The sequence below is a fragment of the Crossiella sp. NPDC003009 genome (assembly GCF_053591555.1).
Genome location: NZ_JBSFUA010000009.1, coordinates 52,274 through 77,929 on the forward strand (window position 1 = coordinate 52,274; position 25,656 = coordinate 77,929).

Here is a 25,656-nt window from a genome sequence, read left to right on the forward strand (position 1 = left end):
GACCGGGTGAGTCTCTACCGCGACACCGGCGTGGTGCTGCGGGTGCAGAAGCTGGGCGAGGCGGACCGCATCGTCACGTTGCTGTCCCGGCGGCACGGCAAGGTGCGCGCGGTGGCCAAGGGCGTGCGGCGGACGACCTCCCGCTTCGGCGCCAGGGTGGAGCCGTTCTGCCACGTCGACGTGCAGCTCTACACCGGCCGCACGCTGGATGTGATCACCCAGGTGCAGACCCTGGACGCCTTCGGCGCCGGCATCGTCGGCGACTACCCGCGCTACACCGCGGGCTGCGCCGTGCTGGAGACCGCCGACCGGCTCACCGCCGAGGAGAACGCGCCCGCGCTGCGGCTGTATATGCTGGTCGTGGGCGCCTTGCGGGCACTGGCTGACGACAGCCGGGAGGCGCCGCTGGTGCTGGACGCCTTCCTGCTCAGGGCCATGGGCTACGCCGGGTGGGCGCCCGCGCTCAGCGAGTGCGCCCGGTGCGGGGATCCCGGCCCGCACCAGTCCTTCAACGTGCAGGCCGGTGGCGCGGTCTGCCACCGGTGCCGCCCGCCGGGGTCGACCAAGCCGACCCAGGAGACCCTGGGGCTGCTGGAGGCGCTGCTGCACGGTGACTGGCCGGTCGCCGAGCAGGCCAGCCACTCCGCGCGGCGGGAGGGCAGCGGCCTGGTGGCCGCGCACCTGCAGTGGCATCTGGAGCGCCAGCTGCGTTCGCTACCGTTGGTCGAACGCAAGCGCTCGGCAGTGGTGCCCGAGCCGCAGGCCTAGTTGTTCTCACGATGAGGAGGAAGCCGACGATGCTGCGACGGCGGGGTGGACGCGCTGACAAGAGCGTCCGGCCACCGGATCCGCATCCCTCCGGCGCGCGCCCGCCGGCGATCCCCGCCGACCTGGTGCCCCAGCACATCGCCGTGGTGATGGACGGCAACGGCCGCTGGGCCAAGGAGCGCGGGCTGCCGCGCACCGAGGGGCACAAGCGGGGCGAGGCGGTCGTGGTCGAGGTGGTCAAGGGCGCGATCGAGCTGGGTGTGAAATGGCTCTCGCTGTACACCTTCTCCACCGAGAACTGGAAGCGCACCCCGGATGAGGTGCGGTTCCTGATGGGCTTCAGCCGGGACGTGATCCGGGACCGCACCGACGAGCTGGACGAGCTCGGGGTCAACATCCGCTGGGCGGGCCGCAGGCCGAAGCTGTGGCGCAGCGTGATCAAGGAGCTGGAGGTCGCGCAGGAGCGCACCAAGGACAACTCCGTGATCAACTTGGCCATGTGCCTGAACTACGGCGGCCGCGCCGAGATCGCCGACGCCGCCCGCGAGATCGCCCGGCTGGCCGCCGCCGGGAAGATCAACCCGGACAAGGTCGACGAGAAGATGCTCAGCCGGCACATGTACCAGCCGGAGATGCCGGACGTGGACCTGTTCATCCGCCCCAGCGGCGAGATGCGCACCAGCAACTTCCTGCCCTGGCAGTCCGCCTACGCCGAGATGGTGTTCCAGGACATCCTGTGGCCGGACTTCGACCGCACACACCTGTGGCGGGCCTGCGAGGAGTACGCGATGCGTGACCGCCGCTACGGTGGGGCCCTGCCCAACCCGGTGCCGGACAGCCCAGCCGGGATCGTCGGCATCGAACCCGTGACCGGAGGCACCCGGTGACCGAGGCGCTGACCACCGCGACCCTGCTGACCTCGGCACGGGAAGCGCTGGAGATGTTCCACGACGTGCACGTCGACGACGACGGCGCGCTGACCTTCCGGCACGGCGAGGTGCCGTGCGCGGTGCAGGCCATGCAGCTCTCCGAGGGCCTGACCGTGCTCAGCCTCACCTGCGTGGTCGCCTGGGACCTGCCCGACGACGAGAAGCTGGCCGCCTCGGCCGCCGAACGCGCTGGTCAGGGCCTGTTCGGCACGCTGGGCGTGATCCGCACCGGCACCGGCATGGACGTCACCCTGCGCTACGCCTTCCCGGCCGAGGGCATGGGCGCGGCCCCGCTGAGCACCCTGCTGATGCTGGTGGTCTCCACCGCCTCCCAGCTCCGCGCCGAGCTGCTGGAAGCGGCGGGCCAGACCGGCTGACACGATGGCTAGCGGGTAGGCCACCGCATCGCAGCAGGTGTGGGTTCCATCGTTGTATATGTGGAACCCACACCGTGCTCAGCTCACCGATGGTCTGGGTCGCACGATGTTACCGAGCGTCAACGATGCGAGCCCGTGACCTCTCAAGCTCATTAAGCATTGATTGCATTTCAGTTTCCGAAAGCCATCTTGTGTAGCGCATACGGTTTCCCGGTCGACGGTAGAGATGAAGCCTCCGCACTCTATTTAGATGGGAAATCGAAATAATGAGAAGCAATTCATTCTCTGTTTACCTGCTCAAGCTTGGATTTGACTCAAGTAATTCATTGAAGGATGAGAACTCTTTGGTGGATTCTTGTGGCGCTAATCGTTTGCCGGACGGGGCCGTTATATATGTGCTGGACTCGACGCCCCGGGCGCCATGGTGGAAGTACTACTTCGATCTGCAAGTCGATCTGCGTCAAACCAGCAAAGGTGCCCTGATATTCTTTCCAGTTCAGGGTAGAGTTTTTGCCTTGACCTTCGGTCATGTCGCTCACAATCTCCGGGACGAATCTTATGAGTATGACTTTGGGCTAAAAGTGACGCTGAACTGTGTTGATCCTGAGAAGCTGAGGAATGCTGACACGGTTGACTTGAGTTCCGCACGTAAACAGCGCACCCAGTTATCCGTGGAGCACGATCTCACATATTTTAGCTTCGATCAGGATAGCACTGTGCTAAGAAGTATAACCGGCAAGGTCCGGAAGGAATACGAAGAGTTAGTTCGCAGTGTGACCGGTGCGAGCAATCTTCGCGTCAGTTCTAGGGCTACCCCCGAGGAGCTTGTGACGCTATGTGGAGAGCTGCTTGCTCTGTATGAAGACAATTCATATCTGGAGACTTTTCCAGGCATTCACAACATTGCTCCGATGCGTGATCCTGAGGTGGTTGTCAGGCTTGATCAAATCTTGTTGAAAAGCGTGGTTGCCAGGTCGCCGGATGTGCACCTATCAATTCCGGATATCGTGAACTATCGAGATAGCATCTGGGTTCAGTTTAGCGGCGTAGGCGCTAGCCTACTCTTTCCTGATGTCAATATTTTGCACTACTATTCTTATCTAATCGACAAGGGAAAGAGTGCGGCGGATCTATCCCTAGCCGACCTAAGACGTCATAAGCTAAAGCTCACTAATGAGGCTGAGGTGTCGGTCGATGAGTACTCGGTGTATAAATCCCTAATATTTGACTGCGTTCTTCCGGAAGATCCTGCTGCCTACTACCTTAATGAGGGTAATTGGTACCGAGTCGAGCCGGACTATGTGACCAACCTGAACGAGCGACTAAACCAGTTTTGGTCTGAACTCGACGATATTCTGCCTGATTGCAGTAAGCATTTAGAGTCCGAGTACAATGAGGATGCCGCTCGTGGTGACGATTGTGTGTTGCTCGACAAGACCACTATACATCCCAAAGGTCAAACTAAAGTGGAGCCGTGTGACGTATACGTGCTCAGAGACGGACGAGCGCATCTTGTGCATGTCAAAATCTCAACCAATTCGAACCAGTTGAGTCATTTATTCAACCAAGGTGCTAATTCGATTGAGTTGATCAAAAGTGAGCCGGCTTCGATGCAGAAGTTGAACGCTTTGCTGCAAGAGAAGTGTCCAGCCGGAAAGGGGGCGGAGTTCTGCGCTCCGATCGATTCGCAAAAACTTGAGGTTGTGTTCGCTATAGTCACAACCAAGGATCCCGCTGGCAAATCTCGCAATATTCCTCTCTTTTCTAGAATCAGCCTTATGAGGAATGCGCGATTTCTTCAATATGTAATGGGTGTGCCGGTAAGGTTTGGTTTTGTGAAGGATATTTCGCCAGGCAGGATGGCCAAGAAGAAAGCGCGAAAACAGGCCGACAAGAAGAGCAATGCAGCCGCATAGTTTGTCTGAGATTTGTGGATGATGGCGAATTGTTGTGATATTGAGTTAGTTGAAAACGATGCTGCATGTTTGTGAGGTCACTGCGATTGGCGAAATGAAAACCGCAGTGACCTCACAACAAGCGGTAGCTTTTGAAGCGGCTTCAGCTCAGCTCCAGCTCGCCGAACTCCGCGATCCAGCGGTGCCCGCCAGCCGGGCCGTGCGCCTCGCCGGGCCGCCGCACGCCGATCGCCTGCCAGCCCGCCTCGACCGCCGCGTCCAGCTCGGCGGCCACGTCGGAGAGGAACAGCGTCTCCGCCGCGGGCACGCCCAGCGCCGCGCTGATCCGCCGATAGGACTCCGCCTCGCGCTTGGGACCGGCGGTGGCCAGGTCGAAGTGGCCGCTGAGGTAGCCGGAGAGGTCGCCGTGGTCGCTGTGGGCGAACCAGTCCCGCTGTGCGGCCACCGAGCCGGACGAGTAGACGTGCAGCCCGATGCCGGCCCCGTGCCAGGCCTTCAGCGCGACCGGCACATCCGGGTAGACCTGTCCGCGCAGGTCACCGGCCAGGAACCCGCTGTGCCAGATGAGCCCTTGCAGCTGCTTGAGCGGTTTGGCCTTGACGTCGGCGTCGATCCAGCCGACCAGCGCCGCCACCACCCGGTCCTCATCCGCCCCCGGTTCGCCCAGCTCGGCGCGCACCCCGTCGAGGACCTCGGTCGCCGCCGGGGTGCCCCGGTGCTCGGCCAGCCAGTCCGCCACCCGCGCCCTGGCGTAGGGGAACAGCTGTTCGTGCACGGCGGCCAGCGGACTCGTGGTGCCCTCGATGTCCAGGACCACCGCCTGCGGCTTGCTCACGCGGGCTCCGCCACCAGCTCGTCCAGCCGCGGGAACTTGGCCGCGATCGGGTCGCCGGTGAAGTCGCCGACCCAGCCGTCCTCCTCCTCGAAGAACCGGATCGCCACGAAGTCCGGGGTCGGGCCCATGTCGAACCAGTGCGTGGTCCCGGCGGGCACCGAGAGCAGGTCGCCCGCCTCGCACACCACCGCGTACACCCGCTGGTTCAGGTGCAGGTAGAAGCAGCCCTGACCGGCGACGAAGAAGCGCACCTCGTTCTCGCTGTGCCGGTGCTCGTCCAGGAAGGTGCCGCGGGCCTTGGCTGCCCGCTCGGGGTAGGTCTCGTCCTCGGGGTCGGGGCGCAGCGCGGCCACGTCGACCAGCCGGAACCCGCCCTTGGCCTTGAGGCCGGCGACCTCCTCGGCGTAGGCGGCCAGCACGGCGTCCTGATCGGCCTTGGCAGGCAAGTCCCTGGTCGCCCAGTTCTCGTACGCCACACCCAGCTCAGCCAGCGTGGCGCGGATCTTCTCGGCGTCCCTGGTGCGCAGCTCGACGGTGGTGGGCTCGTCTTCCGGCATGACCTGCAAGAGCGTCATGAGAACGCACGTCCTTTCAACAGCAGCAGCAACTGGCAGATCGACTCCACGCACTCCATGCGGTTGCGGGCCTGCGCGTAGTCCGCTCCCCAGGTGGTGAGGCCATGATGTTCGATCAGCACCACCGGCGGCGCGTCCGGGTGCTCGATCAGGTAGCGCTCCACCTCGGCGGCGATCCTCGGCACGTCGGCGTGGTTGGGGAACACCGGCACCGTGGTCGCGCTGGGATCGCGCAACCCGAGTCCCTTCAACAGCTCGAAGCCCTGGATGTCCACTGTGGACAGTTGTGTGCGGTGGCCTTCGAGGGTGGCCACCGCGGTGGCGTACGGGGAGTGCGTGTGCACCACGGCCTCGGCCTTGGTGGCCCGGTAGATCGCGGTGTGGATGGTGGTCTCCGCCGAGGGCCTCGGCGCGTCCGGGGAGACCGCGGCCGAGGTGTCCACCGAGACCAGCACGGTGTCGGACTCGGTCAGCGCGCCCTTGTCCCGGCCGCTGGCGGTGATCAGCGCGGTCTCCGGGGACACCCGCACCGAGATGTTGCCCGCGGTGCCGGGTAGCCAGCCCCGCTGGTACAGCTCGCGGGCGGCCGCGGCCAGGGTCGCGCCCGCGCTCACGAGGCCACCTCGGCCAGCGCGACGACCTTGTGCGGGGCCAGCTTCTCCGGATCCGTGCCCTGCTCGACCACCAGCACGCCGAACCCGGCCACCGTGCCGCCGCTGCCCCAGACCAGCTCGGCCGCGTCGCCGAGCCGGTCGCCGAGCACCTCGTCCACCACCAGCACCCTGGTGCCGGGCGCCACCGGGTTGCCCGGCAGCACCAGCGGCACCTCGGCGTGCCTGGCCAGCGCCGCGCCCAGCAGCAGCCCGCCGGAGGCCAGGCCGAGCACCGCGTCGAAACAACCGCGGAACTCCTCGGCCAGCGCGCCGGCGGCCGCGCCGAACAGGGCGGGGTCGGTGTAGACCCCGGACAGGTCGAGGCCCTCGCCGATGGCCGAGGCCAGCCGCCCGGCCAGCGCCGCGCCGTGGTTGGGCCGCCACACCCGCCGCTCGGTGACCACCGCGCTGACCAGCTCGGCCGGGGTGACGTCGAAGGCCGGGTTGAACACCGCGACCCCGGCCGGGGCCACCGGCGTGCCACCGAAGGCGGTGACCTCCTCGGCGGCCCGCTCCTCGACCACGATCTGCGAGCCGTGCGCCAGCGTCTCGTCCACGGTCGACTCCGGCGCGACCACGATGAACGGGATCCGGTGCCGGGCCGCGGACACCGCCAGCCCGTAGGTGCCGATCTTGTTGGCCACGTCACCGCGCGCGGTGATCCGGTCCGCGCCCACCAGCACCACGTCCACCTGGCCCAGCGACATGGCCGCGGCGGCGGCCGAGTCGACCAGCAGCCGGTGCGGGATGCCCTGCTCGGCCAGCTCCCACGCGGTCAGCCTGGCGCCCTGCAGCAGCGGCCTGGTCTCGTCGACCAGCACCTCCTCGACCCGCCCGCGCCCGGCCAGGTCGCTGATCGCGCCCAGCGCGGTGCCCCAGGCCGCGGTGGCCAGCCTGCCGGTGTTGCAGTGTGTGAGCACCCGCAGCGGCCGGTCCGGGGTGAGCGAGAGCACCAGGTCCGCGGCCTGCCGGGCGGCGGTCCGGTTGGTCGCCTCGTCCTCGGCGAGCATGGCCAGCGCCTCAGCCAGCACCGCCTGCTTGCCCTCGGGCAGCCGTTCCAGCGCCCGCCGCACGCCCCAGGCCAGGTTCACCGCGGTCGGCCTGGCCTGCGCCAGCCGCTCCGCGTCGGTCCTGACCACCTCGTGGTCGGTGTGCAGGTGCGCGGACAGCGCCACGCCGAACGCCCCGGCCAGGCCGATCGCGGGCGCCCCGCGCACGGCCAGCGTGGCGATCGCCTCGATCACCTCCTCGACCGTGGCCAGCCGCAACCACCGCAGGTCATGCGGCAGCACCCGCTGGTCGATGGCCACCACCACGCCGTCGTCCCAGCCGAGTGTGTAGGTCATGCGCCACCCCTTCGTCGCCGTGGTCAGGCTCGACCCCCACGGTATTCACCCGCGCCAGACCCCAGGGAGCCCGTCCCAGCCTCTGGGCCCTGACCGGAGCAGCGGACTAGCCCGATCGGCCCGCTCTCGGGAACGGTTATCGATTCGCCCAATCGCATGGCAGCATGGCTCCCGTGAGCACCGCTGCGACCGAGACGGCCGAGCCCACCGGGCACAAGCCACGGGGCCGGGGGATCACCTCGCTGGAAGTCCTCTGCGTGGTCCTGCTGCTGGCCATCCTCTTCCAGGGGCAGATCGCCTCCATGCTGACCGACGAGCGGATCCGCACCGCCTCCACGGTGTTCATCTCCGTGTGCATCCAGGCCATGCCGTTCCTGGTGCTCGGCGTGCTGATCAGCGGCGCGATCGCCGCGTTCGTCTCACCAGAGCGGCTGCGCAAGCTGCTGCCCGGCAACCAGGCGGTCGCGGTGCCGGTGGCCGGGCTGGCCGGGCTGGCGCTGCCGGGCTGCGAGTGCAGCGCGGTGCCGGTGTCCGGGCGGCTGATGCAGCAGGGCGTGCGGCCCGCGGTCGCGCTGACCTTCCTGCTGGCCGCGCCCGCGGTGAACCCGATCGTGCTCGGCTCCACCGCGGTCGCCTTCCAGGGCGAGCCGCTGATGGTGGTGGCCCGCTTCGCCGGCTCGCTGGCCACCGCGGTGGTGATGGGCTGGCTGTGGGTGCGCTTCGGCAAGACCGAGTGGATCGCCGAGCGCGCGCTGCGCCGCTACGAGCGCCCGGCCGGGGTCTCCCGCTGGGGTGTCTTCGCCGAGACCGCCCGGCACGATCTGGTCGAGGCAGGCGGGTTCCTGGTGATTGGCGGCATCATCGCCGCGGTGCTCAAGGTGACCGCGTCCGACTTCTTCAGCTCGCTGTCCGGCCAGATCGTGCTGGGCGTGCTGGTGATGGCGGTGGCCGCGGTGGTCATGGCGCTGTGCAGCGAGGCCGACGCGCTGGTCGCGGCCAGCATGTCCGCGCTGCCGCTGCTGCCCAGGCTGGTGTTCCTGGTGGTCGGGCCCGCGGTGGACGTCAAGCTGATCGCGCTGCAGGCTGGCACCTTCGGGCGCAAGTTCGTGCTGCGGTTCGCGCCGCTGACCTTTCTGGTGGCGATCCTGTGCGGGGTCGGCGCCTTCCTGCTCGTCTTCGGTGAGGTGCGCTGATGCGACGTGAGACGCAGAACGTCCTGCTGGTGCTGCTCGGCGGCGCGCTGCTCAAGATCGCGCTCAACGGCCAGTACCTGCGCTACGTCAAGCCCTCGTTCCTGCCGTTCCTGATCGCCGCCGCGGTGGTCATGCTCGGCCTGGCCTTCACCGCCATCGCCCAGGACATCATCCGGATGCGGAACAAGTCCAAGCCGCTGCCCGCCCCGGTCTGCGCCGAAGCGGCCGCCGCCGAGCCCGGTCATGACCACGACCACGAGCACGGCAAGTCCCGCAGTCCCTGGTTCCTGCTGCTGCCGGTGCTGACCATCTTCCTGATCGCCCCGCCCGCGCTGGGCGCGGCCTCGGTGAACCCGAACGACTCCCGGACCGTCACCGAACCCAGCAAGCGCAACGGCAGCGCCAACTTCGAGGCCCTGCCCGGCGGCCAGGTGATCCCGATGAAGATGACCGACTTCCTCACCAGGGTGGTCTGGGACGACTCGGGCACGCTCAACGGCCGCGACGTCCGGCTGACCGGCTTCATGTACCGGGACAAGGGCGTGAACTACCTGGTGCGCATGGTGATCGGCTGCTGCGCGGCCGACGCCCAGCCGATGAAGGTGCGGCTGGACGGCCCCAGGGTGCCGGAGCTGAAGGAGATCCCGGCCGACTCCTGGCTGGAGCTGACCGGCCGGGTGCAGCCGGGCACCGCCACCGAGGCCAACGCCTACACCCCTGCGTTCGACGTGAGCGAGATCAAGCCGATCCCCGCCCCCGCCGAACAGTACGAATCCTGACCTGAGAGGACCCCCGCATGCGGGTGAACCCGCGCCGCGCGGTGGCGATCGCCGCCGTGCTGACCCTGACCGCCGTGGCCGCCCCCGTGGCCGCCACGGCCGCTCCCGCCACGGCCGCCGCCGCGCTGCCCGGCGGCGTGCCCGGTGTGACTGTGCCCAGCCTGGACTGGCGGGACTGCGGCACCGGCGACGGCTTCCAGTGCGCCACCGCCCAGGTGCCGCTGGACTACCGCGACCTGGCCAAGGGCACCCTGGCCCTCGCCCTGTCCCGCCGCCCGGCGGGCAAGCCGGCGCAGCGGATCGGTTCGCTGCTGGTCAACCCCGGCGGGCCGGGCGGCTCCGGGGTGGGCTTCGCCAGGTCGGTGGTGACCGAGCTGCCCGCCGAGGTGGCCGAGCGCTTCGACGTGGTCGGCTTCGACCCGCGCGGCGTGGGCCAGAGCTCCGCGCTGGCCTGCCTGGACGCCGAGCAGACCCGCGCGGCCTTCGCCGAGATGCCCGCCACCAGGAGCCGCGGCGACTTCGAGCGCGGCCAGCGCTTCGCCGCCGAGTTCAACGCGGGCTGCCAGGCGCGTAGCGGGGCGCTGCTGCCGTACGTGGGCACCGAGTACGTGGCCCGCGACATCGACGTGCTGCGCGCCGCGCTGGGTGACGCCAAGCTGAACTACTACGGCGTCTCCTTCGGCACCTACATCGGCACCGTCTACGCCAACCTGTTCCCGAAGAACTTCCGGGTGCTGGCCCTGGACGGCGGCTACGACCCGGAGGCCTACGCCAACGACCCGTACCGCTACGACCTCGGCCAGTTCCTGGCCACCGAGGCCGCCTTCGAGCGCTTCCTGAGCTGGTGCGCCACCAGCGAGAAGTGCCCCTTCGGCAAGGGCAAGCCGGGCAAGGCCTTCGACCAGCTGGTCGCCGATCTGGACCGCGAGCCGGTCACCGACGCTGACGGCAAGGTGCTCGCCAACGGCGCCAGCCTGGCCTACCGGATGATCTTCGCGCTCAACGGCGGCCGCCCCAGCTGGCCGACCCTGGCCGCCCAGCTGACCGAGGCCCAGTCCCGCACCGGCCGCCTGCTCCGCCCGATCAGTACGAACGCCCCGTTCTTCGCCGCCAACACCGCGGTGGAATGCGCCGACCGGGTCTACCCGAAGAGCAAGGTCCAGCTGCGCGCCCGCCTGGCCGTCGCCGCCGCGCTCACCCCGCGCCTGGGCCCGGTCGCCGCCTACGGCAGCCCCGGCTACGACCACTCGCACGCCGCCGCCTGCCAGCAGTGGCCTGCCAAGCAGGCCAGCCGCTACGCGGGCCCCTGGTCGGCGAAGGGCTCGGCCCCGATCCTGGTCATCGGCACCACCGGCGACCCGGACACCCCGTACCAGGACGCGGTGGTGCTGGCCAAGACGCTGGACAACGCCCGGCTGCTGACCTTCGTCGGCGAGGGCCACAGCGGCCTGAGCAACAGCGCGTGCGCCCGCCAGGCGACCGCGGACTACCTGGTGAACAAGGAACTCCCGGCCCGAGGCGCCCGCTGCCAGGACGACCCGCCCGCGTAGCCGCGCCGGTCGTGCCGGGGTGCTCGCGCTCCGGCACGACCGAGCCGCTGGCGCGAAGTTCAGGCCGTCGTGAAGTTCAGGCCGCGGTGCAGTCGGCGCAGGTGCCGAAGATCTCCACGGTGTGGCTGACCTCGGAGAACCCGTGCTCAGCCGCCACCCGCTCGGTCCACTTCTCCACATCCGGCCCTTCCACCTCCACGGTGCGGCCGCAGCGGCGGCACACCAGGTGGTGATGGTGGTGCTGGGAGCAGCGCCGGTAGATCGCCTCACCGGAGTCGGTGCGCAGCACGTCCAGCTCGCCGACCTCGGCCAGGCTCTGCAGGGTGCGGTAGACCGTGGTCAGTCCGATGCCCTCGCCGCGCCGCCGCAGCTCCTCGTGGATCTCCTGGGCGGAGCGGAACTCGTCCACCTGGTCCAGGAGCTTCGAGACCGCGGCGCGCTGCTTGGTCGAACGCAGTCCGGGCACCGCGGCCGGTCGTTCGCTCACTGTCACTGGCCCTCCTCGACGTGCGCGACCGCGTCGACCACGATGTGCGACAGGTGCTCGTCCACCAGCCGGTACACGACCTCCCGGCCGTGCCGCTCCCCGCGCACCACGCCGGCCGACTTGAGCACCCGCAGGTGCTGGCTGATCAGCGGCTGGGCCACACCCAGCGCGTCCACCAGCTCGTGCACACAGCGTTCCGAGGCCCGCAGCTGGAGCACGATGGCGATCCGCACCGGCGCGGCCAGCGCCCGCAGCAGGTCACCGGCCATGGCCAGCACGTCCCCCGAGCGTTGCGGGGCGGGTGGCACCGGCGCACGGTCGGGAGAGTGCACGTGGTCATCGGCCAGCGGCGCGATCTCCCTGTTCACGATGTGCGCTCCTCTCACCACCCGGCGCCGGGGCAGGCAGCTGCGTGCCCGTGAACGACCGAGGCTACCCGTCATCCTAGGCAACTCGGTTACCGATCAGTTCGACACACCTCGATGGACCTAACGGAACAGCGAGAAGAGCACACCCACCAGGATGCCCAGCACCACGATCCGCAGCACCCGCTCCGCGGCCGACAACCGCGACCAGGTGCTGACCACCATGGCCAGCACGAACAACGCCAGCCCCCCGACCAGCACCGCCCCCACCGACCCACCGATGACGACCGCCGTGCCGAACACGGCCGCCACCACCAGGAACGCCACCGCGGGCGGCACCGACTTCAGCGGCCCGTCACCGGGCACCCGGCTCGGCTGAGACCCAGACTCGCGCACCGTCCCTTCCTACACCCAGCCGGGCACAGCCCGACGCGCGGCATCTAGGGTCCACATCCGTGCTGCTCGTCTGCCGGTTCGCCGTGCCCGAGGCCGAGGTCGAGGACTTCCTGGCCAGGGCCAAACACGCCCTGGAACTGCTCACCAAGGGTCCACACTGCCGCCGCGGCCGCCTGGCCAGGTCCACCGACGAGGCCGACCGCTGGGTCCTGCTCGCCGAGTTCGACTCGGTCCCCGCCTACCGCAAAGCCTTGTCCCCCTTCGAGGTCCGCGAACACGTCATCCCACTGCTGTCCCAGGCCCTCGCGGACGAACCCGCCGCCTACGAGGAGCTGTGGGACGCCACCAACGGCACCGCCGACCGCCGCGACAGCCTGGTGGCCAAGGACGCGGGCACGGTCCGCCTCGGCGAAGCAGGCGGCCCGGCCACTCCCCGCCACTAGCGAGCCCCGCGGCCGTGCGTCTGCCGGGCAGCGGCACCAGCGCCTTCCGGTGGTCCCGCTGGCCCGGCCGCGGGGACGGGTTCGGTCGCGAAGCTGGTCTGGCCACGCTGCCGCCCGATCGCGAGGCTGCCCGACCGCGCTGCTGGCCTGGCCACGAGGCTGCACTGGTCGTGCTGCTGGTCTGGTCGCGCTGCCATCCGGCCGCGAGACTGGCCCGGTCGCGCTACCGCCCGGTCAGGCTGCTGGCCCGGTCGTGCTGCCGCCCGGTCGCGAGGCTGGCCTGGTCGTGCTGCCGCCCGGTCCTGCTGCTGGTCCGGCCGCGAGGCTGGCCTCATCGCGATGCTGGTTTGGCCAGCGGGGCTGAACCGGTCGTCAGCTGGACCAGCCGGGCTGCTGTCAGGCCGCGTGGTCGCAGGTGGCGCAGGTGCAGTCCGCGCACGTGCAGTTGGCGCACGCGTCCGAACACCCCGCACAGTCGCAGCGGGCGTGGTTGCAGGTCGCGCAGGAACAGTCGGCGCACTGGCACAGCGCGCAGGAGTCGGCACAGTTCGCGCACTCGCACCGGGCGCACTCGTCGTAGTGCACCCCGTCGGCGGTCTGGTGTTCCCGGTGCACGTGCCCGTCGTGCAGGTAGTCCACGTGGTCGCCGTGCACCACCGCGTCGTGCCCGCAGCCGGGGCCGTGGGTGTGCCGGTGCGTTTCGGCCGGACGGTGCTCAATGGTGCTGGTCATGGTCTGCCTCTCACTGGATCGTCGGACAACCGATACTCATATGCGCACCTGTGCATTGCTTGTCCAATGGTCACCTCTGCCCTGAAAGGGTGAACTCGCTCCTTTTTTCACAAGCCCTTCCTCAGTCCTGAACACCTCTGGCACAGTTCTGACCACACCTCTGATGGGTGATTTCCCGGGGAGAGCCCGCATGCTCGTTCGACCGCCCAGACCAGGGACCCGCCCGGTCGCCCGCCACGCCACGGCCACCGCCGTGCCAGCCACTGCCGCAGCGCCCAGCACCGACCCAGCGCTCTGTACCGACCCAGCGCCCAGCACCGACCCAGCGCTCAGCACCGTCGCAGCGCTCGCCACCGCCCCGCTCGCCATCGTTGCCGCGCGGCCGTCCGCCACTCCGGTCCTCGCCAGAGGCTCCCGCGCCACCGGCGCCCGCGAGGACTGACCCAGACGTGGTCGGGGACGGATCCCGCGCCGGGCTCGTCCCTGACCCACCCCACCGAAGCGCAGGCGGCCACCCCGGCGCCGGCCACGGACACCGAGCCTGCCGACGGGGAGAAGTCGCGGCCTTCCCGCAGGCGACTCGTGATCGGTGCGGTCGTGCTCACGGCACCCGCCGTGGGCACGACCGTCGCCGCAGGGCGCCAGCGGCTGCCGCGAGAATCGCATCGTGGTGGCCGGACCCGCGTCGCCACTGGCACACCCTGACTGAGCCGGCAGCCACCGGCCGGAAAGCCGAGACGCCATGAGCGTGGACCAACCCGTGACGGCGGTCCTACCCGACCCGCCCGCGCCTGCGGCCCCGGCCTGGCTGGCCGAGCTGGCGCAGCGCGCCGCGCGCTGGTCCGGCCAGCTCGTCGTCGACCCGGCCGCGCGCGAAGCCGTGGCCACCGACTCGGGCAACCTCGACCACCGCCGCCCGGCCGCCGTGTACCGCGCCAGCTCCGCCGAGGACGTGGCGGAACTATTGCGGCACACCGGTCCGCGGAGCATTCCGGTCGCGGTCCGCGGCGCAGGCCACTGCCTGTCCGGGCACACCCTGACCGACGGTGTGGTGCTCACCCTCACCGGCGGCCTCGCCCGGGTCGGCGCGGTCGACGCCGAGGGTCTGATCCAGACCGGCGCCGGGGCCACGCTCGCCGACCTGGACGCCGCCGCCTTCGCCGCGGATCGCCGCCCGGCCTCGGGCCTGCCCGACTACCACGGGCTGACCGTCGGCGGTGTGCTCGCCGTCGGCGGCGTCTCCGCCTGGTGGCGCGAGGGCACACTGGCCGACCGGGTGCGCCGCATCCGGGTGGTCACCGGCCGCGGCGAGATCCTGCTCGCCTCGGCCACCGAGCACCGCGAGCTGTTCGAGGCCGCGCTGGCCGGACTCGGCGCCGTGGGTGTGATCACCGAGGCCTGGATCGAGCTGGCCCCGGCCCAGCCCCGCGTGCAGCTGGACCTGCTGGACTACGCCGACCCCGCGACCGCCTTCGCCGCCATGGACGACCTGATGGACCGCGAAGCCGCCGACGAGGTCTACCTGTGGGTCCAGCGGCCCGGCACCGGCGGCAGGCCGGAGGCGACCTTCCAGGTGCACGCCTACCAGCACACCGACCGCCACGAGCCGCGGCGGCTGCCGGTCGAACCCGAACCCGAGCACCGCCTGACGCAGCTGGTGACCTATCCCGAACGCAGCCGGATGATCACCGAGATGTTCGACAGCTTCCGCACCTCACTCTCCTGGGACGAGACCACCAAACTCTGGGACGACGTGCTCCTGCCCGGCCCGCACGCCGAGCACTACCTCACCCGCAGGGTCGCCGCGTTCACCGCGGCGGACTGGGCCACCGACATTCCGCAGTTCGTGCTCGCCTTCCCACACCGCAGGGCCGCCTTCACCCGGCCCGCGTTCGCCGTGCCGGCCGGGGACAGCGACCGGATCGTGCTGGTCGACACCCTCCGCGACCGGGGCAGGCCCGGCGCCGACCCGGCCTGGACCGCCACTGTGCGGGGCAGCAGGCGGGCCGCGCACGAGCAGGCCCGCGCCGACGGGGGAGTGGCCTACCCGATCTGGGGCTGCTGGGACGGGGCCTGGCCGCACCCGGTGCGGCTCGGCGCGCACTGGCGGGAGTTCGCCGAGACGGTCGCCAGGTACAGCCCGCACCTGCACCTCAACCCGGGAACGGGACTGCCCGGGGCGATCCGGGCGGAGCTGGGGCGCTGACCCGGACTCCGCTGTCACGGGCGGACTTCTCGCGCCCGAGGGCACGGCTGGGCGAGGGCGGTGTCGGGCTTTTCCGGTGCGTGGAGGAACGCGGTTGCGGCGGACACCAGGGCGGTCGCTACCCTTGCAGCCTCCCGCTGAATGCCTATGACCTGCTCTGGAGTGTCCGTGTCGGCCGATCGGATTGATACCGTCGTCAACCTCTGCAAGCGCCGAGGCTTCGTCTACCCCTGTGGGGAGATCTACGGCGGTACCAGGTCGGCGTGGGACTACGGACCCCTCGGCGTGGAGCTGAAGGACAACATCAAGCGCCAGTGGTGGAAGTTCATGGTGCAGGGCCGCGAGGACGTCGTGGGCCTCGACTCCTCGGTGATCCTGCCCCGTGACGTGTGGAAGGCCTCCGGGCACGTCAACGCCTTCCACGACCCGCTGGTCGAGTGCACCTCCTGTCACAAGCGGTTCCGGGCCGACCAGCTCGCCGAGGAGTACGCCGAGCGCACCGGCAAGCCCACCACCGAGGACGACATCAGCGACGTCCCCTGCCCGAACTGCGGCACCCGCGGCCAGTACACCGAGCCGCGCGAGTTCAACATGATGCTCAAGACCTACCTCGGCCCGGTGGAGTCCGAGGACGGCCTGCACTACCTGCGGCCCGAGACGGCGCAGGGCATCTTCGTCAACTTCCTCAACGTGCAGACCACCTCCCGGCGGAAGCCGCCGTTCGGCATCGGCCAGATCGGCAAGTCCTTCCGCAACGAGATCACGCCCGGCAACTTCATCTTCCGGACTCGTGAGTTCGAGCAGATGGAGATGGAGTTCTTCGTCGAGCCCGGCACCGACGAGGAATGGCACCAGTACTGGATCGACGAGCGCTCCCGCTGGTACACCGAACTGGGCCTGGCCAAGGACAACCTGCGGATCTACGAGCACCCGCAGGAGAAGCTGTCGCACTACTCCAAGCGGACCGTGGACATCGAGTACCGCTTCCAGTTCGCCGGTCAGGAATGGGGCGAGCTGGAAGGCATCGCCAACCGCACCGACTTCGACCTCAGCACGCACAGCAACCACTCGGGCGTGGACCTGTCCTACTTCGACCAGGCCACCAACTCCCGTTACCGGCCGTTCGTGATCGAGCCGGCCGCCGGCGTCGGCCGCCCGATGATGGCCTTCCTGCTGGAGGCCTACCACGAGGACGAGGCGCCCAACGCCAAGGGCGGCGTGGACAAGCGGGTCGTGCTCAAGCTGGACCGCAGGCTCGCCCCGGTGAAGGCCGCGGTGCTGCCGCTGTCCCGCAACGCCGACCTCTCGCCCAAGGCCCGTGACCTGGCCACGGCGCTGCGCCGGAACTGGAACATCGACTTCGACGACGCGGGCGCCATCGGCCGCCGCTACCGCCGCCAGGACGAGATCGGCACCCCGTTCTGCGTGACCGTCGACTTCGACACCCTCACCGACCACGCGGTCACCGTGCGGGAACGCGACACCATGAGCCAGGAGCGGATCTCCATCGACCAGATCGAGTCCTACCTGGCCGCGCGGCTCGTTGGCTGCTGACCCCAGCACCGCGAGAGGAACGGCTGAGCGACTGGCCGGGGCTGCCTGTGGCGGCCCCGGCTTCGTTTTGGCCGCGGTCACCGCGTCGGGCCGGGACCAGCGGCTGTGCTCCGGGTGGCGGAGCACGGCGCGGAAAAGGGCCTGCCGGGCCGCGGTGGTGGCCCGGTGGCAGGTGCCTGGCTGCGGCTGGGGACAGGTGTTGCAGGGTGCTGTCTTGGCGGTGCGGACAGGAGATCCGTCGTGCGGGCCGGCCGGATCAGCGCGGTGTGGCCAGGGGTGGACCACACCGAGTTCCGACCGCGTCACCGCGGCGGCGGGGGGCATGGACCCGGTTCTCCTTTCGGCGGTTCGGTGTGGGCTGGTGACCGTCGTGGTGATCAGCGGCGTTCCGGACTCGCACGGCACGTGCTCAGCTCGCGATCACGTCGGGGCGGGAGGTGAGGCGGGCCAGCGCGTGCGCCGCGCAGAGTTCCTCGGCGACCAGTTCGGGTTCGGCCACCAACCGCTCCACCGGTGTGCGCACCACGTGCACGCCCGCGGCGGTCAGCGGGTCCGGGCCTTCCGGGCGGGGGTTGTCCAGCCAGCGCCAGGCCAGCGCCAAGTCGTCCCACCAGGCATCGGCCATGCCCAGCAGCTGGCGGCCGTCCAGGGTGATGCGCCGGTGCCAGGTCGGCGGTGGCAGCGCGCCGAGGGCCACCACCCGGCGAGCGCGGGCCTGGCGGATGTCGACCACCTTGACGTCCAGCTTCTCCAGGGCGGCACGCACCGCGGGACGGCCGCGCTGCGGTGAGTCGTCCAGCTCGGCCCACAGCTCCGCGGCCGTCACGCCACCGTGCGCGCAGGCCAGGTTGAGCAGCGTGCCCAGCTCGGTCGGGCACCGGGTCCAGCGGGCGGCGTCCAGGGTGGCCCGTGCCACCGAGGTCACCGGGAAACCCCGGGACACCGTCCACTTCGGCAGCTGCCGCAGCCGTTCCATTCGCAGCGGTTTGGCCGGACGGGTCCGGTTGGCGTAGGGCACCACCAGGTGGACGGTGCCGTCCAGGCCGGGGATCGGGATGCCGTGCAGCTGCAGCGCGTCGTAGCCGGTGAGCAGCGCGTCCGGCTCGGCATAGCGCAACGCCGCGCGCAGGAAACCCGCGCGGGTCGGGCGGGTGCCGGTGAGCAGGACGACGCCGGGCAGCGGCTCGCGCCAGGAGTGCACCAGCCTGCCGGGCAGGCCGAGCCGGAACAGCTCGGTGGTCTTGGCCACCTGGTGCGGGAACATCGCGGCCAGTCCGTCCAGGCGGACCGGCACGTGGGTCGCGGTCATGAGGCCAGCGTGGTCCGGCGCCGGGGGCGGGGCCAGCGGCACCGGAGCGGGCTGTGGACAGGTGCGTGGTTGTGGACAGGTCGCGATCTTGACGGGGTTTCCGGGCAGCAGGGGTGCCGGGGTGTGGTATCAGAGGCGGCGGACGTCCAGGGCGTGTTCCACCGCTTTGCCCTCATCCTCGCGTTGCACCAGGTAGACCCCGGCGTGCGGCCGTTCCGAGAGCACCTCGACCAGCTCCGTGCCGTGGTAGAGCAGACCCGTGCCGTCGTCGGTGCAGTAAGTGTCCGGGATCAGCCCACTGGCCACCGCGCCCAGCACCGCGGGCCGCCGCGCCGCCTCGGAGTCGAAGTGCACCCCGTTGCCGTAGGGCAGGAAACCCAGCCCGTCGGTGACGATCCGCAGCTCAGGCCCGAAGGAGTCGGTCGGCCCGCCCACGTGCCAGCACAGCGAGCCCGCGCTCACCCCGGTCAGCACCACCCCGCGCCGCCACGCCTCCCGCAGCACCGAGTCCAGCCCGTGCACCCGCCACACCGCCAGCAGGTTCGCCACCGAACCGCCGCCCACCCACACCACGTCGCAGGAGAGCACGTAGTCCAGCAGGTCCGCCGTCGGCGGCATCGGGAACAGGTTCAGGTGCACCACCTCGACCCCCGCCAGCTCACCGGCCTCGGCGAAGTTCGCGTTGAAACCCCGCTGGTCGCCAAGCGCGGTGCCGATGTGGCACAGCTTCGGCCGCCGCCCCGACACCCCGGCCAGCTCCACCGCGTGCGTCAGCAGCGGCGCGAACTCAAGATCGGTGCGGTGACCACGGCGCAGACCACCCGAGGTGGCCAGGATCGTCGGTTGTTCGGCAGGCATAGCCCGATCGTGCCATTTTCCGCGCCGGTTAGGGTCCGAACATGAGCGAGCCCCGTTGGCTGTCCGAGGCCGAGCTGCGGACCTGGATCACCTTCGTGGAGGCCACCCACCTGTTGGAGCGCAGGCTGGAACACCAGCTCCAGACCGACGGCGGGCTTTCCCACGCCCAGTACGACGTGCTCTCCACCCTCTCCGTCGCCCCCGAGCAGCGCATGCGGATGACCGAGCTGGCCGGTCGCACGGTGGTCTCCAAGAGTGGCCTCACCTACCAGGTCAGCCGCCTGGAACGGGCCGGGCTGGTGCGCCGCGAGTCCTGCGCCACCGACGAGCGCGGCGTGGTCGCGGTGCTCACCGAGGCCGGGCAGCGCCTGCTGGACAAGATCGCCCCCGGGCACGTCGACACCGTGCGCGACTACCTCATCGACCTGATGACCGCGGAGCAGCGGGCGGTGCTGGAACAGGTCATGTCCGCGGTGCGCGAACGCGTCCGCCGCGAGGACCACCCCTGACAAATGTCATGGCGGGGCCGTGACGAGCGGCCTGCGTCCCGGCCGCGCGCGGGCGGCACCGTAGGGGCATGCCCACAGCAGCCCTGACCGGCGCGGAGCGCGAGATCGTGGCAGGCGCCGCGATCCACCTCCGTGGCCTGCGCAAACACTTCGGGCCGGTGCGCGCCGTGGACGGCGTCGACCTGACCGTGGCCCCCGGCGAGGTGCTCGCCCTGCTCGGCCCCAACGGCGCGGGCAAGTCCACTACCGTCGACCTCGTCCTCGGCCTCACCCGCCCCGACGCCGGCGAGGTGCACGTCTTCGGCCACCGTCCCGACGAGGCGGTCCGCAACGGCGTCATCGGCGCCATGCTGCAGGGCGGCGCGCTGATCGACGACGCCACCGTCGGCGAGCTCGTCCGCATGGTCGCCGCCCTGCACCGCAGGCCCCAGGCCGCCGCGGCCGCCCTGGCCAAGGCGGGCGTCGCCGAGCTGGCCAAGCGGCGCTGCAAGAAGCTCTCCGGTGGTCAGCGGCAACGCGTCCGCTTCGCCATCGCCCTGGTCAGCGACCCCGACCTGCTGATCCTGGACGAGCCCACCGCCGCCATGGACGTGGAGACCCGCCGCCACTTCTGGCAGAACATCCGCGAGCTGACCAGCACCGGCAAGACCGTCGTCTTCGCCACCCACTACCTGGAGGAAGCCGAGAGCTACGCCGACCGCGTGGTGCTGATGCGCGCCGGAGCGGTCGTCGCCGACGGCACCGTCGCCCAGATCAGGGCCACCGCGGCCGGCCGGACCGTGCGTGCCGTGCTCCCTGGGAGTGAGCGCGGCACGCTCGGCGAGCTGCCCGGCGTCACTCACGCCGAGCTGCGCGGCGAGCACGCCACACTGGCCTCCACCGACTCCGACGCCACCCTGCGGGCCCTGCTCGCCCGCTACCCCGGCGCGCACGACATCGAGATCACCACCGTCGGCCTCGAGGACGCTTTCCTCGCGCTGACCAGCGAGGAGGACAAGTGAACCCGACGTACGTGCTCATCGAGGTCAAGCTGATCGTGCGGCAGTTCGCCTTCCTGTTCTTCACCATCGTGCTGCCCACCGCGATGTTCCTGATCTTCTCCGGCATCTACGGCGGACCGGCGGCCACCTTCGGCAACGGCACCCCGGTCACCGCGGCCACCATGGTCAGCATGGCCTCCTTCGCGGCCATGTCCGCCGCCCTGGTCACCGGCGGGCGCATCGCGCTGGAACGCCAGATCGCCTGGCACCGGCAGCTGCGGCTCACCCCGCTCTCCGGCGGCGGCTACCTCTTCGCCAAGGGACTGATCGCGGTGCTGGTCGCCGTGCCCGCGATGCTCGGTGTGCTCGCGGTCGGCCTGCTGGTCAAACAGGTCGACCTCAGCCTGGCGCAGTGGGCGATGCTGATCGGCGGGCTGGTGCTCGGCTCGGTGCCGTTCGCGCTGCTGGGCATGGCCATCGGGCAGCTGGCCAGCGCCGAGTCCGCCCAGGCGGTCACGCCCGCGGTGATGATGGCGCTGGCCATGGTCGGCGGGCTGATGGTGCCGGTGGAGATCATGCCCGAGTGGGTGGGCGACATCGCCAGGGCGCTGCCCAGCTTCTGGTTCCGGGAGAACGGGATCAGGGTGGTCGCCGAGGGCACGGTCAGCCTGACCTCGATCGCGGTGCTGGGCGGGGTGACGCTGGTGCTGGGGCTGTTCGTGGCCAGGCGGTACCGGCTCAGCGCGGCCCGCTGACCACACCTACGGTGTGCGCCATGACCACGAACACCGCGCCCAGGATGCGGTCCTGGGAGCTGTTCGCCGGGTTCTTCCTGCTGTTCCTGACGTTCCCGGTCTACTACCTGTTCGAGGCGGACCGGCCGGTGGCGCTCAAGATCGCCGGACTGGCCGGGATCGGGATCGTCGGCGCCACCTATCTGCTGCTGCCGCCCAAGCTGTTCGAGGCGCCGATGTGGCAGCGGCTGGCGCTCATCCTCGGCCAGGCCGTGCTGATCGTGCTCATCGTGCTGGTCTTCGGGGTGCCGTTCCTGAGCCTGTTCGTCTACGCCGCGGCCAGCGGGGCGATCCTGCTGCCGGTGTGGCTGGCGGTGCTGGTCCCGATCGGTCCCAGCATCGTCTCGGTGCACGCGGTGCTCAACGGCGGTCCGGTCTGGCTGGCCTGGATCACCCTGGCGATGCTGCTGAGCACGTTCAGCGTGCTCGGCCTGGCCGAGCTGATCCGCGGCAACATCAAGCTCTACCGCGAGCAGCAGCAGGCCGCGCTGCTGGCCGTGGCCGAGGAACGCGCCCGGCTGGCCCGCGACCTGCACGACGTGCTCGGGCACAGCCTGACCACCATCACCCTCAAGGCCGGACTGGCCAGGCGGCTGCTGGAAGCCGGGCGGCAGGAGGCGGCGATCACCGAGGTCACCGACGTGGAGGCGCTCTCCCGGGCCGCGCTCACCGATGTCAGGGCCACCGTCTCCGGCTACCGGGAGGCCTCGCTGGCCGCCGAGCTGGCCGGGGCGCGGGTGGCGTTGCAGGCCGCCGGGATCACCGCCGACCTGCCGCACGCGGTGGACAACGTGGCGCCCCGGCACCAGCAGGTGCTGGCCTACGTGCTGCGCGAGGGCGTGACCAACGTGCTCCGGCACAGCGGCGCCACCCGCTGCGAGGTGCGCTTCGGGTTGTCCTGGCTGGAGATCCGGGACGATGGCGCGCTGGAGCAGACCGGCAGGCCGGGCACCGGGCTCACCGGCTTGCGGGAACGACTCGCCGCCGTCGGCGGCACCCTGGACGCCGGCCCGCTGCCTGCCGGCGGTTTCCGGCTGCGCGCGGAGATCGAGGAGCACGCATGATCCGGGTCCTGCTCGCCGACGACCAGGCCCTCGTCCGCGGTGCGCTGGCCGCGCTGCTCGGGCTGGAGGCCGACATCCAGGTCGTCGCGCAGGTCGGCTCCGGTGACGAGGTGCTCGCCGCGGCCACCGAGCACCGGCCCGATGTGGCGTTGCTGGACGTGCAGATGCCCGGCAAGGACGGTCTGGCCGCGGCCGCCGAGCTCCGTGCCGCGCTGCCGGCATGCCGGGTGCTGATCCTGACCACCTTCGGCAGGCCCGGCTACCTGGCCAGGGCGATGAGCGCGGGCGCGGCCGGGTTCGTGGTCAAGGACGCGCCGCCCGAACAGCTCGTCGACGCGGTCCGGCGGGTGCACGCCGGGCTGCGCGTGGTCGACCCTGGCCTGGCCGCGGAGTCCCTGTCCAGCGGGGCGAGTCCGCTGAGCGCGCGGGAACGGGAGGTGCTGGCCTGCGCGCGGGACGGCGGCACCGTCTCCGATGTGGCCAAGGCGCTGCACCTGTCCGAGGGCACGGTGCGCAACCACCTGTCCTCGGCGATCGGCAAAACCGGCGCGCGCACCAGGGCCGAGGCCGTGCGCATCGCCGACGACCGCGGTTGGCTTTGACCCGACCGGGTATCCCGCACCCCGCCGCACCCCACAAAATCCGCTCGCCGCACAACGCACGCGCGCGGGGAATCCCCCCGATTTCCATTTTACCGGCGGGCACCGACAAAACCGGGAATCGGCGGCCACCGGAAGCTGATCTTGACTGAGTTCGTGACAGCATTGCGGGCATGACAGGACACGCCCCGACCGGCCGGGGAGCGACGGCACGGCTGTTGCGGCGCGTGCTGGCCGGGCTCGTGCTGCTGCCCTTGCTGATCGTCGGCGGCACGGCCTTCCGGGTGTGGCAGGTAGCCCGGCAGGACGACCGGTCCGCCGCGGACATCGCCGTGGTGCTCGGCGCCGCGCAGTACGGCGGGCGGCCCTCCGATGTGCTGGAGGCCAGGCTCGCGCACGCCCAGCAGCTCTACGAGCGGGGTGTGGCCAAGACCGTGGTGACCGTGGGCGGGCGCGGGCTCGGCGACACCTACACCGAGGCCGAGGCCGGACAGCGCTGGCTGGTCGGGGACGAGACCAAGGCGGGCACGGCGAAGAAGGCCATTCCCAAGGACAAGGTGGTCGCGGTCAAGGAGGGCGCGGACACCTTGGGAAGTTTGCGGGCGGTGGCGCGGGAGGCGGAGAAACGCGGGTGGCAGAGCGCGGTCATCGTCAGCGATCCGTGGCACTCGCTGCGGGCCCGCACGATGGCCAGTGACACCGGACTCACCGCGTGGGCCTCACCGACCCGGCGCGGGCCGATCGTGCAGACCAGGGAGACCCAGCTGCGCTACATCCTCCGGGAGACCGCGGGCGTGCTGTTCTACCGGCTCACCCACACCTCCACCAACCTGGTCGACAATGGTCTCGGCTGAGCCGCACGGCTACTCCGCGCACGACACCGCGCGGCTGCTGCCCGAACCCGACAAGCACGGCGCGCTCGCCGAAGCCGAGACCGAGGCGCGCACTCCGTTCGCCCGCGACCGGGCCAGGGTGCTGCACTCGGCGGCGCTGCGCCGCCTGGCGGGCAAGACGCAGGTGGTGGGTCCGGGCGAGGGGGATGTGCCGCGGACCCGGCTGACCCATTCGCTGGAGGTGGCCCAGATCGGCCGGGGTATCGGCGGTGAGCTGGGTTGCGATCCGGACGTCGTCGATCTGGCCGGGCTGGCGCACGACATCGGCCACCCGCCGTTCGGGCACAACGGTGAACGCGCGCTCAACGCGCTGGCCGGGCCCTGTGGTGGGTTCGAGGGCAACGCGCAGACCCTGCGCATCCTGACCCGCCTGGAACCCAAGGCGCTCGGCCCGGACGGCCGTCAGTACGGGCTCAACCTGACCAGGGCGGCCCTGGACGCGGCCACCAAGTACCCGTGGCCGCGCCGGGAGGGCACGGTCAAGTTCGGGGTGTACAACGACGACCTGCCCGTCTTCGGCTGGCTCCGGCAGGGCGCGCCGGTGGACGCGCAGTGCCTGGAGGCCCAGGTGATGGACTGGGCCGACGACGTGGCTTACTCGGTGCACGACGTGGAGGACGGGGTGCTCGCCGGGCGGATCTCGCTGCGCGCGCTGGGCAGTCCGGCCGAGCGCCGGGTGATCGCCGCGCTGGCCGCCGCGCACTTCAGCGGCGAGCCCGCCGAGGCGATCGAGGCCGCCGCGGACGGGCTGCTCCGGTTGCCCTCGGTGGCCGCGCTGGCCCGGCACGACTACGACGGCACCCTGGCCGACCAGGTCGCGCTGAAGGCGCTGACCAGCGAGCTCGTCGGTCGCTTCGCCTCCGCCGCGGTCACCGGCACCCGCAAGGCGCACGGGGCCGGGCCGCTGCGCCGCTACGACGCCGGTCTGGTGGTGCTGCCGCCGGTGGCCGCCGAGGTGGCCCTGCTCAAGGCGGTCGCGCTGCGGTACGTGATGAGCGACCCGGAACGGCTGGCCGTGCAGATCCGGCAGCGGGAGCTGGTCACCGAGCTCACCGAGGCGCTCTGCCGGCTCGCCCCGGAGGCCCTCGACCCGGCGTTCCGGCCGGCCTGGTCGGCCGCGGCGGACGACGCCGAGCGGCTGCGGGTGGTGATCGACCAGGTCGCGCTGCTGACCGACGCCCAGGCGGTGAGCTGGCATCGGCGGCTGACCACCTGAACCGCGCCAACCGAAACGGCGTCAACCAAAGTTGACGATTTCTGGTTTACTCGGAGCCATGGGACTTCGAGAGGTGTTGCGGGTGCTGTTCCGGCCGTTGCGGCGCAAGGTGCCGGCCGGTGGTCCACCGAGGCGACGGGAGGACCCCGGTGGCGCCGGGGTGCGCGAACCCAGGCGGCCGCGTCCGCCCGGTCCGGTCAGCGGCGCCGCCGCGGCCGAGCCACCGGCTCCGGCGCAGCACGTGAAGCTGGCCGATCCGCGGCGCTGACCAGCGGTTTGTCACAGTGGGAGCGGGGTGCTCGTCCCTGGGGTGTCCGCGTCACCGACCCA

The 25,656-nt window shown here is 70.5% G+C and carries 27 protein-coding genes and 1 pseudogene; 18 read left to right on the plus strand and 10 right to left on the minus strand.

Annotation, left to right across the window (positions count from 1 at the left end):
* Positions 1-6: 6 nt before the first annotated feature.
* The 4 genes from recO (at position 7) to ACWDY5_RS12680 (ending at position 3,990) form a co-directional block, all read left to right on the plus strand.
* Complete coding sequence (gene recO / locus ACWDY5_RS12665; RefSeq protein WP_449722355.1) at positions 7-768, plus strand: DNA repair protein RecO; 762 nt, start codon at positions 7-9, stop codon at positions 766-768.
* A 29-nt stretch (positions 769-797) separates the two neighbouring features.
* Positions 798-1,655, plus strand: a complete 858-nt coding sequence (locus ACWDY5_RS12670; RefSeq protein ID WP_283663623.1) for an isoprenyl transferase — start codon at positions 798-800, stop codon at positions 1,653-1,655.
* A 53-nt stretch (positions 1,656-1,708) separates the two neighbouring features.
* Positions 1,709-2,074 carry a YbjN domain-containing protein gene (locus ACWDY5_RS12675; RefSeq protein WP_449722521.1) on the plus strand — a complete coding sequence of 122 codons (366 nt, stop codon included), beginning with the start codon at positions 1,709-1,711 and terminating at the stop codon, positions 2,072-2,074.
* Positions 2,075-2,340: 266 nt separating this feature from the next.
* The gene (locus ACWDY5_RS12680) at positions 2,341-3,990 is read left to right on the plus strand and encodes a DUF6119 family protein (RefSeq protein ID WP_449722356.1); all 1,650 of its coding nucleotides are present in this window, start codon (positions 2,341-2,343) and stop codon (positions 3,988-3,990) included.
* Between the two features lie 142 nt (positions 3,991-4,132).
* Here the strand turns inward: ACWDY5_RS12680 and mtnC are convergent, their stop codons facing one another.
* From mtnC to mtnA, 4 genes and pseudogenes are all read right to left on the minus strand, one after another.
* Positions 4,133-4,825: an acireductone synthase gene (gene mtnC / locus ACWDY5_RS12685; RefSeq protein WP_449722357.1), complete on the minus strand. Its 693-nt coding sequence runs from the start codon at positions 4,823-4,825 to the stop codon at positions 4,133-4,135.
* Positions 4,822-5,400 carry a 1,2-dihydroxy-3-keto-5-methylthiopentene dioxygenase gene (locus ACWDY5_RS12690; protein ID WP_449722358.1) on the minus strand — a complete coding sequence of 193 codons (579 nt, stop codon included), beginning with the start codon at positions 5,398-5,400 and terminating at the stop codon, positions 4,822-4,824. Before ACWDY5_RS12690 ends, mtnC begins: the two co-directional genes overlap by 4 nt.
* Positions 5,397-6,014, minus strand: coding sequence for a methylthioribulose 1-phosphate dehydratase (gene mtnB, locus ACWDY5_RS12695; RefSeq protein ID WP_449722359.1), 618 nt, complete (start codon positions 6,012-6,014; stop codon positions 5,397-5,399). Before mtnB ends, ACWDY5_RS12690 begins: the two co-directional genes overlap by 4 nt.
* Positions 6,015-6,418: 404 nt before the next feature.
* Positions 6,419-7,399 (minus strand): annotated as a pseudogene (gene mtnA, locus ACWDY5_RS12700) (S-methyl-5-thioribose-1-phosphate isomerase); the annotation flags it as partial.
* Positions 7,400-7,563: 164 nt separating this feature from the next.
* On the opposite strand from mtnA, the gene ACWDY5_RS12705 reads away from it, so the two are divergent.
* From ACWDY5_RS12705 to ACWDY5_RS12715, 3 genes are read left to right on the plus strand one after another with little or no spacing between them, the layout of a single operon-like run.
* Entirely contained in the window at positions 7,564-8,592 is a 1,029-nt protein-coding gene (locus ACWDY5_RS12705) for a permease (protein WP_374213088.1), read from the plus strand.
* A complete protein-coding gene (locus ACWDY5_RS12710) occupies positions 8,592-9,371 on the plus strand; it encodes a TIGR03943 family putative permease subunit (protein ID WP_449722360.1) in 780 nt (259 codons plus the stop codon). The genes ACWDY5_RS12705 and ACWDY5_RS12710 overlap by 1 nt, the downstream gene beginning before the upstream one ends.
* Before the next feature lie 17 nt (positions 9,372-9,388).
* Positions 9,389-10,921, plus strand: a complete 1,533-nt coding sequence (locus ACWDY5_RS12715) for an alpha/beta hydrolase (protein WP_449722361.1) — start codon at positions 9,389-9,391, stop codon at positions 10,919-10,921.
* A 76-nt stretch (positions 10,922-10,997) separates the two neighbouring features.
* On the opposite strand, the gene ACWDY5_RS12720 is transcribed toward ACWDY5_RS12715, so the two are convergent.
* The 3 genes from ACWDY5_RS12720 to ACWDY5_RS12730 all read right to left on the minus strand — a co-directional run bounded on the left by ACWDY5_RS12720 (position 10,998) and on the right by ACWDY5_RS12730 (position 12,169).
* Positions 10,998-11,414 (minus strand): Fur family transcriptional regulator, encoded by a 417-nt coding sequence (locus tag ACWDY5_RS12720; RefSeq protein WP_449722362.1) that lies wholly within the window; start codon positions 11,412-11,414, stop codon positions 10,998-11,000.
* Entirely contained in the window at positions 11,411-11,755 is a 345-nt protein-coding gene (locus tag ACWDY5_RS12725) for an ArsR/SmtB family transcription factor (RefSeq protein WP_246493137.1), read from the minus strand. The genes ACWDY5_RS12720 and ACWDY5_RS12725 overlap by 4 nt, the downstream gene beginning before the upstream one ends.
* Before the next feature lie 141 nt (positions 11,756-11,896).
* Positions 11,897-12,169, minus strand: a complete 273-nt coding sequence (locus ACWDY5_RS12730) for a hypothetical protein (RefSeq protein ID WP_449722363.1) — start codon at positions 12,167-12,169, stop codon at positions 11,897-11,899.
* A 59-nt stretch (positions 12,170-12,228) separates the two neighbouring features.
* Here ACWDY5_RS12730 and ACWDY5_RS12735 point away from each other — a divergent pair, with 59 nt between their 5' ends.
* Positions 12,229-12,612: an antibiotic biosynthesis monooxygenase family protein gene (locus ACWDY5_RS12735; protein WP_449722364.1), complete on the plus strand. Its 384-nt coding sequence runs from the start codon at positions 12,229-12,231 to the stop codon at positions 12,610-12,612.
* Between the two features lie 396 nt (positions 12,613-13,008).
* Here ACWDY5_RS12735 and ACWDY5_RS12740 read toward each other — a convergent pair whose 3' ends face one another.
* Positions 13,009-13,344 (minus strand): hypothetical protein, encoded by a 336-nt coding sequence (locus ACWDY5_RS12740; protein WP_449722365.1) that lies wholly within the window; start codon positions 13,342-13,344, stop codon positions 13,009-13,011.
* 760 nt (positions 13,345-14,104) lie between these two features.
* Between ACWDY5_RS12740 and ACWDY5_RS12745 the strand changes: the two genes are divergently transcribed.
* The gene (locus tag ACWDY5_RS12745) at positions 14,105-15,550 is read left to right on the plus strand and encodes an FAD-binding protein (RefSeq protein ID WP_449722366.1); all 1,446 of its coding nucleotides are present in this window, start codon (positions 14,105-14,107) and stop codon (positions 15,548-15,550) included.
* Positions 15,551-15,697: 147 nt separating this feature from the next.
* Positions 15,698-17,104, plus strand: a complete 1,407-nt coding sequence (locus ACWDY5_RS12750) for a glycine--tRNA ligase (RefSeq protein ID WP_449722522.1) — start codon at positions 15,698-15,700, stop codon at positions 17,102-17,104.
* A gap of 409 nt (positions 17,105-17,513) precedes the next feature.
* Here ACWDY5_RS12750 and ACWDY5_RS12755 read toward each other — a convergent pair whose 3' ends face one another.
* On the minus strand, positions 17,514-18,413 hold the full coding sequence (locus tag ACWDY5_RS12755; protein WP_449722367.1) for a hypothetical protein: 900 nt from the start codon (positions 18,411-18,413) through the stop codon (positions 17,514-17,516).
* Between the two features lie 129 nt (positions 18,414-18,542).
* Positions 18,543-19,271, minus strand: coding sequence for a Type 1 glutamine amidotransferase-like domain-containing protein (locus tag ACWDY5_RS12760; protein ID WP_252481765.1), 729 nt, complete (start codon positions 19,269-19,271; stop codon positions 18,543-18,545).
* 41 nt (positions 19,272-19,312) lie between these two features.
* Here ACWDY5_RS12760 and ACWDY5_RS12765 point away from each other — a divergent pair, with 41 nt between their 5' ends.
* The 8 genes from ACWDY5_RS12765 to ACWDY5_RS12800 all read left to right on the plus strand — a co-directional run bounded on the left by ACWDY5_RS12765 (position 19,313) and on the right by ACWDY5_RS12800 (position 25,594).
* The gene (locus tag ACWDY5_RS12765; RefSeq protein WP_449722368.1) at positions 19,313-19,780 is read left to right on the plus strand and encodes a MarR family winged helix-turn-helix transcriptional regulator; all 468 of its coding nucleotides are present in this window, start codon (positions 19,313-19,315) and stop codon (positions 19,778-19,780) included.
* A 68-nt stretch (positions 19,781-19,848) separates the two neighbouring features.
* Positions 19,849-20,781: an ABC transporter ATP-binding protein gene (locus ACWDY5_RS12770; RefSeq protein WP_449722369.1), complete on the plus strand. Its 933-nt coding sequence runs from the start codon at positions 19,849-19,851 to the stop codon at positions 20,779-20,781.
* Complete coding sequence (locus tag ACWDY5_RS12775; RefSeq protein WP_449722370.1) at positions 20,778-21,515, plus strand: ABC transporter permease; 738 nt, start codon at positions 20,778-20,780, stop codon at positions 21,513-21,515. Before ACWDY5_RS12770 ends, ACWDY5_RS12775 begins: the two co-directional genes overlap by 4 nt.
* Positions 21,516-21,535: 20 nt before the next feature.
* On the plus strand, positions 21,536-22,618 hold the full coding sequence (locus ACWDY5_RS12780; RefSeq protein WP_449722371.1) for a sensor histidine kinase: 1,083 nt from the start codon (positions 21,536-21,538) through the stop codon (positions 22,616-22,618).
* Positions 22,615-23,220: a response regulator transcription factor gene (locus ACWDY5_RS12785; RefSeq protein ID WP_449722372.1), complete on the plus strand. Its 606-nt coding sequence runs from the start codon at positions 22,615-22,617 to the stop codon at positions 23,218-23,220. Before ACWDY5_RS12780 ends, ACWDY5_RS12785 begins: the two co-directional genes overlap by 4 nt.
* 170 nt (positions 23,221-23,390) lie before the next feature.
* Positions 23,391-24,071 (plus strand): YdcF family protein, encoded by a 681-nt coding sequence (locus ACWDY5_RS12790; RefSeq protein ID WP_449722373.1) that lies wholly within the window; start codon positions 23,391-23,393, stop codon positions 24,069-24,071.
* Entirely contained in the window at positions 24,058-25,326 is a 1,269-nt protein-coding gene (locus tag ACWDY5_RS12795; RefSeq protein ID WP_449722374.1) for a deoxyguanosinetriphosphate triphosphohydrolase, read from the plus strand. The genes ACWDY5_RS12790 and ACWDY5_RS12795 overlap by 14 nt, the downstream gene beginning before the upstream one ends.
* Positions 25,327-25,384: 58 nt before the next feature.
* The gene (locus ACWDY5_RS12800; protein WP_252481773.1) at positions 25,385-25,594 is read left to right on the plus strand and encodes a hypothetical protein; all 210 of its coding nucleotides are present in this window, start codon (positions 25,385-25,387) and stop codon (positions 25,592-25,594) included.
* The last annotated feature ends 62 nt before the right edge of the window (positions 25,595-25,656 follow it).